The sequence below is a fragment of the [Muricauda] lutisoli (nom. illeg.) genome, from assembly GCF_017313105.1.
In the GTDB taxonomy this organism is placed as follows: Bacteria; Bacteroidota; Bacteroidia; order Flavobacteriales; family Flavobacteriaceae; genus Flagellimonas; species Flagellimonas lutisoli.
This window is the reverse complement of record NZ_JAFLND010000003.1, coordinates 732,306-740,262: the sequence shown is the minus strand read 5'-3', so window position 1 is coordinate 740,262 and position 7,957 is coordinate 732,306. Positions and strand designations below refer to the sequence as shown.

At 43.6% G+C, this 7,957-nt stretch carries 4 protein-coding genes; all 4 read right to left on the bottom strand.

Features of this window, described 5'->3' with window-relative positions; genetic code table 11:
* On the bottom strand, window positions 1–2,085 hold a 2,085-nt coding region (locus J0X13_RS14290), incomplete at its 3' end, for a beta strand repeat-containing protein (protein WP_207072044.1).
* A gap of 404 nt (window positions 2,086–2,489) precedes the next feature.
* On the bottom strand, window positions 2,490–4,439 hold the full coding sequence (locus J0X13_RS14285; RefSeq protein ID WP_207072043.1) for an OmpA family protein: 1,950 nt from the start codon (window positions 4,437–4,439) through the stop codon (window positions 2,490–2,492).
* A gap of 11 nt (window positions 4,440–4,450) precedes the next feature.
* Complete coding sequence (locus tag J0X13_RS14280) at window positions 4,451–5,398, bottom strand: PorP/SprF family type IX secretion system membrane protein (protein ID WP_207072042.1); 948 nt, start codon at window positions 5,396–5,398, stop codon at window positions 4,451–4,453.
* 12 nt (window positions 5,399–5,410) lie between these two features.
* On the bottom strand, window positions 5,411–7,957 hold a 2,547-nt coding region (locus J0X13_RS14275), incomplete at its 5' end, for a T9SS type B sorting domain-containing protein (protein WP_207072041.1).

Genomic DNA, 7,957 nt, shown 5'->3' with positions numbered 1-7,957 from the left:
GGCCTTGGTCGCCGCATCCTGTGCAGCGGTGGGATCGGCGATGTTGGTGATCGCCAAACCGCCACCATCATTTCCATCGGTCAGTACTTCGCCAAGGTTCTGTATCTCATTGGTCGAGGACAGGTCTCCGTCGGCGGCCACATGGTTCGCAATGTCCGTGGCATTCGTTGCTATGTCCGAGGCGTTCGCGGCAACACCCGCACTGTCGTCAAGATCGCTCAAATCAACCGTCACATCAGTGGTGCCCTCGCTGATGGTAAGCACGTTGCTCGGTGCATCCAATGAAGCTCCCGTGATGTCGTCATCCGAAACACTGTCCACATAGGCCTTGGTCGCCGCATCCTGTGCAGCGGTGGGATCGGCGATGTTGGTGATCGCCAAACCGCCACCATCATTTCCATCGGTCAGTACTTCGCCAAGGTTCTGTATCTCATTTGTTGATGAAAGGTCTCCGTCGGCGGCCACATGGTTCGCAATGTCCGTGGCATTTGTCGATATGTTCGTTGCATTGGTAGAGATGTTCGTTGTGTTCGTTGCTATATCGGCCGTGTTGGTAGCGATATCCGCTGTGTTTGCGGCGATGTCCGAAGTGTTGGCCGCAATATTTGTCGCGTTGGTTCCAATATCGGAAGCATTTGTTGCGATATCCGACGCGTTGGTCGCAATGTTCGTTGTGTTCGTAGAAATGTTACCGGTATTGGTCGCAATGTTCGAAGTGTTCGTTGCTATGTCCGAGGCGTTCGCGGCAACCCCGGCACTGTCGTCAAGATCGCTCAAATCAACCGTCACATCAGTGGTGCCCTCGCTGATGGTAAGCACGTTGCTCGGTGCATCAAGCGAAGCTCCCGTGATGTCGTCATCCGAAACACTGTCAACATAGGCCTTGGTCGCCGCATCCTGTGCAGCGGTGGGATCGGCGATGTTGGTGATCGCCAAACCGCCACCATCATTTCCATCGGTCAGTACTTCGCCAAGGTTCTGTATCTCATTGGTCGAGGACAGATCACCGTCAGCAGTAATATGGTTCGAAATGTCCGTGGCATTTGTCGATATGTTCGTTGCATTCGTTGTGATATTGGAAGCATTGGTCGCAATATCTGAAGTATTGGTTGCTATATCGGCCGTGTTCGTGGCTATATCCGCTGTGTTAGCGGCGATGTCCGTGGCATTTGTCGAGATGTTTGTTGTGTTGGTCGCAATGTTTGTCGCGTTGGTTCCAATATCTGAAGTATTGGTTGCTATATCGGCCGTGTTCGTGGCTATATCCGCTGTGTTAGCGGCAATGTCCGAAGTGTTGGTCGCAATATTTGTTGCATTGGTTCCAATATCGGAAGCATTGGTTGCTATGTCCGTTGTGTTCGTTGCTATATCGGCCGTGTTCGTGGCGATATCCGACGCGTTGGTCGAGATGTTTGTTGTGTTCGTAGAAATGTTACCGGTATTGGCCGCAATGTCAGAAGTGTTCGTTGCTATGTCCGAAGCATTTGCGGTAACCCCGGCACTGTCGTCAAGGCTACTCAAATCAGCCGTAGTAGAGGCACCATTCTGAATGTCAATTTGTAATTGGTTAGAACCATTAAGTGTTGCCCCTGTTAAGTCTTGACTATCTGTATTCGTATCTATCAAAGCTGCCAGATCTGCCAATGCTACAGCATAAGAATTGGCATCAGAATCGGTTATAACCAAATTGGTGTTTGTACCATCAATATCAAATGAAGTAACCGTTGTGTTTGAATCCGTGAGCACATCCTTTAAACTACTCAAATCAACATTTACACTGCCTCCATCTTCTAACGATAGGGATAAAATATTGGTGGCATCATCAAAAGTGAAACCAGTCAATTGCTGATCATCGTTTGAGGTCAATTCCCACGAATCACCATCCCAGAAATATATGGTTCCTGTTGTGGTATTTACATAAATATCTCCTAAATCCGCACCAGCCGGGGTTACCGAACCAGCACTGGAAACATCTGTACCTTTTAGGACTTCACAATTGCATTGGTCCTGAAGGGTCACAGTGGTTTGAGAAAAGGCAATTCCTGAAAAAAGAAGGAATATTAAGACTAGTATGCTCTTTTTCATGAGGTTACTATTAGTTGAGGTTCTATGCTGTAGTTTTGTTGATTCTTTAAACTTCTGGTTCTTAAATTCTTTCGTGGTTCAACAAACCGAATTTTCGACCGAATACAAAATTACCCTCACTTTTAGGGGTGGAAAATAATTGTTGTGAACCAATGAAATAGGATTGTATAGCCCACAAATTTTGAGGTTACTCTTATGTTTTTTTACGATTTTTTTAAGACAGTTCGTCGATGAGGCCCTAAACAACAAGCTGTTTGAGTAGGTTTAATCCTACAAAAACATAGGTGTTATTTTAAATAAAAATGTTGCGAAAAGTCATTTTAAGGGAATTATTTTTTGCAATCGAACCATAACAAAAAACGACCCTGAAGGGGCCGTTAAATTTCATTCGTTCTTAAAAATTCTTATTCAAAAATGATAAATTCCGATCTTCTGTTAAGTTGATGTTGTTCTTCCGAACATTGAACACCATTCATACAATCGTTAACCAATCGGGTCTCGCCAAACCCTTCTCCTTGAAGTCTATCAGCGGATATTCCTTTAGACACCATATAATCCACAGTGGATTCAGCCCTTTTTTGTGATAACCAAAGATTATAGGCATCAACACCACGACTATCAGTATGCGAATTCACCTTAATTTTTAAACTTGGATATTTTTCCATGGCTACAATAACCTTCTGAATCTCTATTTCCGCATCGGGTCTGATATTGTATTTGTTCAAATCAAAATAAATAGTACTCAATTGTAACAACTTTGCCAGGTCATCGCCAAATCCTCCAGTAACCACATCTCGTTCCAAATAAAAATCCACAATCCGTGGTTTACCATCGGATATTGGTAAATATTCCTCTGCCGGTACATAGCCATCCCTGGACGCCCTAACAAAATTACCTTTGGAGCAATCCAATTGCAATATGTAGTTTCCATCGGAATCTGTAATGGTAGATGATATTTCGTTGTTTTCTTCATCTATAATTTTTACTGTGGCTCCAGCCAAAACTTCATTGGAAATTCGATCGCGTACTGTTCCAGTTACTTCTTGGATGCACTCCAAGGTCAAGGGAACATTTTCCACAAATTCGTAAATATCATCATCTCCCATACCCCCATCCCGGTTGGACGCGAAGTATCCGGTTTTGTTTTCCGAATCAAAAATAAAAGAGAAATCGTCCTTAGGCGTATTCGCCGGCCTACCCACATTGACCACAGGTTGGGTATAATCATTATAGGCAATCTTTGTGGCAAAAATATCCAAACCGCCCAGGCCTTGATGTCCATCTGAAGAAAAGTATAACACTCCGTCTTTAGTAATGAAAGGGAAAGTTTCACGGGCGATCGTATTGATATTACTTCCGAGGTTTTGAATGGGTCCATAGGTTCCATCCCCAATGATATCGGTGACAAAAATATCCGATTCCCCCAAACTACCTGGCATGTCGGAAACAAAATACAGTTTCTTGCCATCCGGACTCAACATAGGATGGGCCACAGAATAGGAATCACCATTAAAAGGAAGTTCCGTTATGTTTCCCCATTCACCATCAATTTTTTCTGCGCTGTAAATTTTTAATCTAATAATACCCTGTTCATCTTTTTTCCTTCTTCCATCGAAAAAATTATTTCGGGTAAAATACATGGTCGTACCATCTTTGGTTACCACAGAAGTGGACTCATGTAATCTGGTATTGATCTCTCCTTCCAATTTCACCACTCTGTCCTTGGAGATACTATCCGCATTGACCTTATATAAATCCAAAAAGTCCCTTGCATTCCATGTGTGGCGATACCTCGCAAAATTACCTGTATCCCGGTCTGAGGCGAAAATGAGGCCTTTTTTGTAATAAGCTGCGGCAAAATCGGAGTACTTGCTATTGTATGGGAAGGTTTTTATGGTATATCTTCCAGAGTTCTCTTCTATTTTTGACATATAATCTTCGTCAAAATCCGCCATAGAAGAGGTCATCTCCCTAAAATCTTCCATGACTTTTGCTGCGTGATCATAGTTACCCACCGACTTTAAACTCTGGGCATATCGGAAAACATCTTCTACTGACATTTCATCTGGATAGGTTTCCTCCAGTTTTTTATATGTCTCCGCGGCTTCTTGGTACTTGGCATTAAAATAGTAGGAGTTCCCTAGCCTCTTCAATAAATCGGGCGAACTATAGCCTTTGTCCAGCACTTTTTTATAAATATCGATTGCAGGACTAAATGAGTACTGTTTGTATTTTTCATCGGCCCTTTCCATTACCCGGGAAATCTGCTTATCTGGAATACTATCCTGTTGCGCATATATATTTACTATGGATCCGCAAACTATGATGAGTAATGTGAGTATTCTTTTCAGCATTATAAACTATATTAAAAGAATCTTGGTGATATGGTTCTTTGGAAGGATTTCAATAATTCCAGTCTTAAAAATACTTCAAAAGACCCATCATTGAATTGTGTTCCTCCCAACTCTGTCGTTTCTCGATCATAGGCCAATCCCAACATTATTTGCTCTGAAACTTGGAATCCAACCAAACCACTGACTGCTGCATCCCAACGGTAGGCCGCACCAAAACTAAATTTATTGGCAAACAGGAAACTGGCAGAAAGATCTACCTGTAATGGAGCTCCCCCGACCGCTTTGGTGAGCAAAGCTGGTTTAAATTGAAGATCTGCACCCAAGTCAAAAACATAGCCCGTAATCAAATAAATATTCATTCGCTCGGCAGACAAAAAGTTGACACCGTTATCAGAATTGTCGTTGTCAAAATACTCCGACTCCAAAACATTCGGCGCGGAAATTCCCGCATAAAATTTATCGGTATGGTAGTATATCCCAAGTCCAAAATTAGGTGTGAACCTGTTATCGATATTATTTTGATTGACTACTTCTTGATCAAAATTTCTTAGACCGTTAAAGTCCAAACTCAACATATTCCCACCTGCTTTAAGACCAAATGATAGTTTAGCATCCATAGACACATCTATTGTGTAGGATATGACAGCATCGAGATATGTCTCCTGCACAACACCATCCCCTATATTATCATTAACGATGGATATTCCATAACCCAACCTACTGTTTTGAATGGGTGAGTGAAGATTTAAAGTAAAGGTTTCAGGAGCTCCGTCTAAACCTACCCATTGCGATCGGTACAAGCCTGCAAAGCTAAGCTGCCCTCTTGATCCGGCATAAGCAGGATTTACACTCAATGTATTGTACATATATTGTGTGTATTGTGCATCCTGCTGGGCCATTACACCCGTAGACAGTATTCCAATAAACAACAACGTAGTTAAAAAATGCTTTTTTATCATTCTATCAATATGTTATCTACTTATGTAAATGTATTCAGAGTCTGTGAAGCTTCCTTGCTCGGTTTCGTAATTAAATATATAAAAATAAACCCCTGCAGGTAGATAATCGTTCACACTAAGGGCTGATTTACCTCTAACACGTCCATCAAAAACATTATTTACATTGTCATAATTATTTCCTTCGAACACAAGAGTTCCCCAACGGTTGAAAATTTTAATGGTACTTGATTTAATATATTCCACACCTCGGATAAATAGAAAGTCATTTTTTAAATCCCCGTTAGGTGTCAACATCTGGTTTACTTCAATATCCTCTACAATCACAGTCACAGTAGCCGTATCACAATTATCAGGATTAGATGCTTCACATATGGTATATTCGATAGTATAAGTCCCAGCCGGCGTACCAGGAGCAACAGTAACGCTTCCATCGTCGTTAACTGTTAATACGTTTGTTGGTGTGGATGTTAAGATTACATCAATCAGTGCTATAGCTTCATCATTTAGCGTATCGTTAAACAACACATCGCTATCCGTGATATCACCTCCTCCAGATCCTGCATTGTAACCATCATCCACAGCATCGATTACATTGACAGTTCCTTCCATAACTTCTACGGTAACCGTGGCGGTATCACAATTGTTTACATCCATAACATCACAAATGGTGTACTCAATGGTATAGGTGCCCGGTTCGGTCCCATTCACCACACTTACGCTGCCGTCCCCATTGATGACAAGTTGATCTGTTGGAGTGGAGGTCAATACGACATCGGCAAGGGTTACGGGACCACCGTTATAGGTATCATTGGACAATACATTGCTGTCCGCAATTGTACCGTCTCCACCCGTTTGCGCAGAATAGGCATCATCGACGGCATCGATTACATTCCCGGTGCCTTGTGTCACCTCAACGGTAACGGTAGTGGTATCGCAATTGTTTACATCCATAACATCGCAAATGGTGTACTCAATGGTATAGGTGCCCGGTTCGGTCCCGTCCAACACACTTACGCTGCCATCTTCATTGATGACAAGTTGATCTGTTGGAGTGGAGCTCAGTACGACATCGGCAAGGGTTACGGGAGCACCGTTATAGGTATCGTTGGACAATACATTGCTGTCCGCAATTGTACCGTCTCCACCTATTTGCGCAGAATAGGCATCAACGACGGCATCGATTACATTTCCGGTGCCTTGTGTCACCTCAACGGTAACGGTAGCGGTATCGCAATTTCCTGAATCCGAGGCATCGCAGATAGTGTACTCGATGGTATAGGTGCCCGGTTCGGTCCCATTCACCACACTTACGCTGCCGTCCCCATTGATGACAAGTTGATCTGTTGGAGTGGAGGTCAATACGACATCGGCAAGGGTTACGGGACCACCGTTATAGGTATCATTGGACAATACATTGCTGTCCGCAATTGTACCGTCTCCACCCGTTTGCGCAGAATAGGCATCATCGACGGCATCGATTACATTCCCGGTGCCTTGTGTCACCTCAACGGTAACGGTAGTGGTATCGCAATTGTTTACATCCATAACATCGCAAATGGTGTACTCAATGGTATAGGTGCCCGGTTCGGTCCCGTCCAACACACTTACGCTGCCATCTCCATTGATGACAAGTTGATCTGTTGGAGTGGAGCTCAGTACGACATCGGCAAGGGTTACGGGAGCACCGTTATAGGTATCGTTGGACAATACATTGCTGTCCGCAATTGTACCGTCTCCACCTATTTGCGCAGAATAGGCATCAACGACGGCATCGATTACATTTCCGGTGCCTTGTGTCACCTCAACGGTAACGGTAGCGGTATCGCAATTTCCTGAATCCGAGGCATCGCAGATAGTGTACTCGATGGTATAGGTGCCCGGTTCGGTCCCGTCCAACACACTTACGCTGCCATCTCCATTGATGACAAGTTGGTCCGTTGGAGTGGAGGTCAGTACGACATCTGCAAGGGTTACGGGAACACCGTTATAGGTATCGTTGGACAATACATTGCTGTCCGCAATTGTACCATCTCCACCTATTTGCGCAGAATAGGCATCATCGACGGCATCGATGGTATTTGCTCCTACTTCTATATAAATAGTAGCCGAAGCACAAACACTTGGGTCTGGTACAACATTACACACTTGATAAATTATGGTAACTGTTGTATTAGACTCAGACGCTGTGGGCGTATAGTTCACAAAACCGGTCTCATTGTCAAATGTTATAACTCCAACTGCATCTCCTCCTATTCTAGTTATAGAGGTAACTCCTTGGTTGTTATCATCGTTATTGGGAAGATAGTCATCGTTCTCCAAAATATTTATTGCTACCTCAGTTAAGGCTGGTGTTGAACCAAAATCGTCGTTGGCATTGGCCGTTAATGGGTCTGGATCGGTTTCATTTGGATTTCCATCATCATCGCAATCAAGTGAGTCCCATTCCGCTGATTGTGGCAAGGTCACACTATCAGGATTGTAGTCGCATGGATCTAATGGGTCCGTGCCATCTTCTGTTTCATCCTCGTTGGTCACACCATCGCCATCGCAATCGGAACT

What these genes read in the sequence shown, in the direction of transcription:
- J0X13_RS14280 (WP_207072042.1), bottom strand. Translation starts at nt 5,398, where the DNA reads ATGATAAAAAAGCATTTTTTAACTACGTTGTTGTTTATTGGAATACTG.
- J0X13_RS14285 (WP_207072043.1), bottom strand. Translation starts at nt 4,439, where the DNA reads ATGCTGAAAAGAATACTCACATTACTCATCATAGTTTGCGGATCCATA.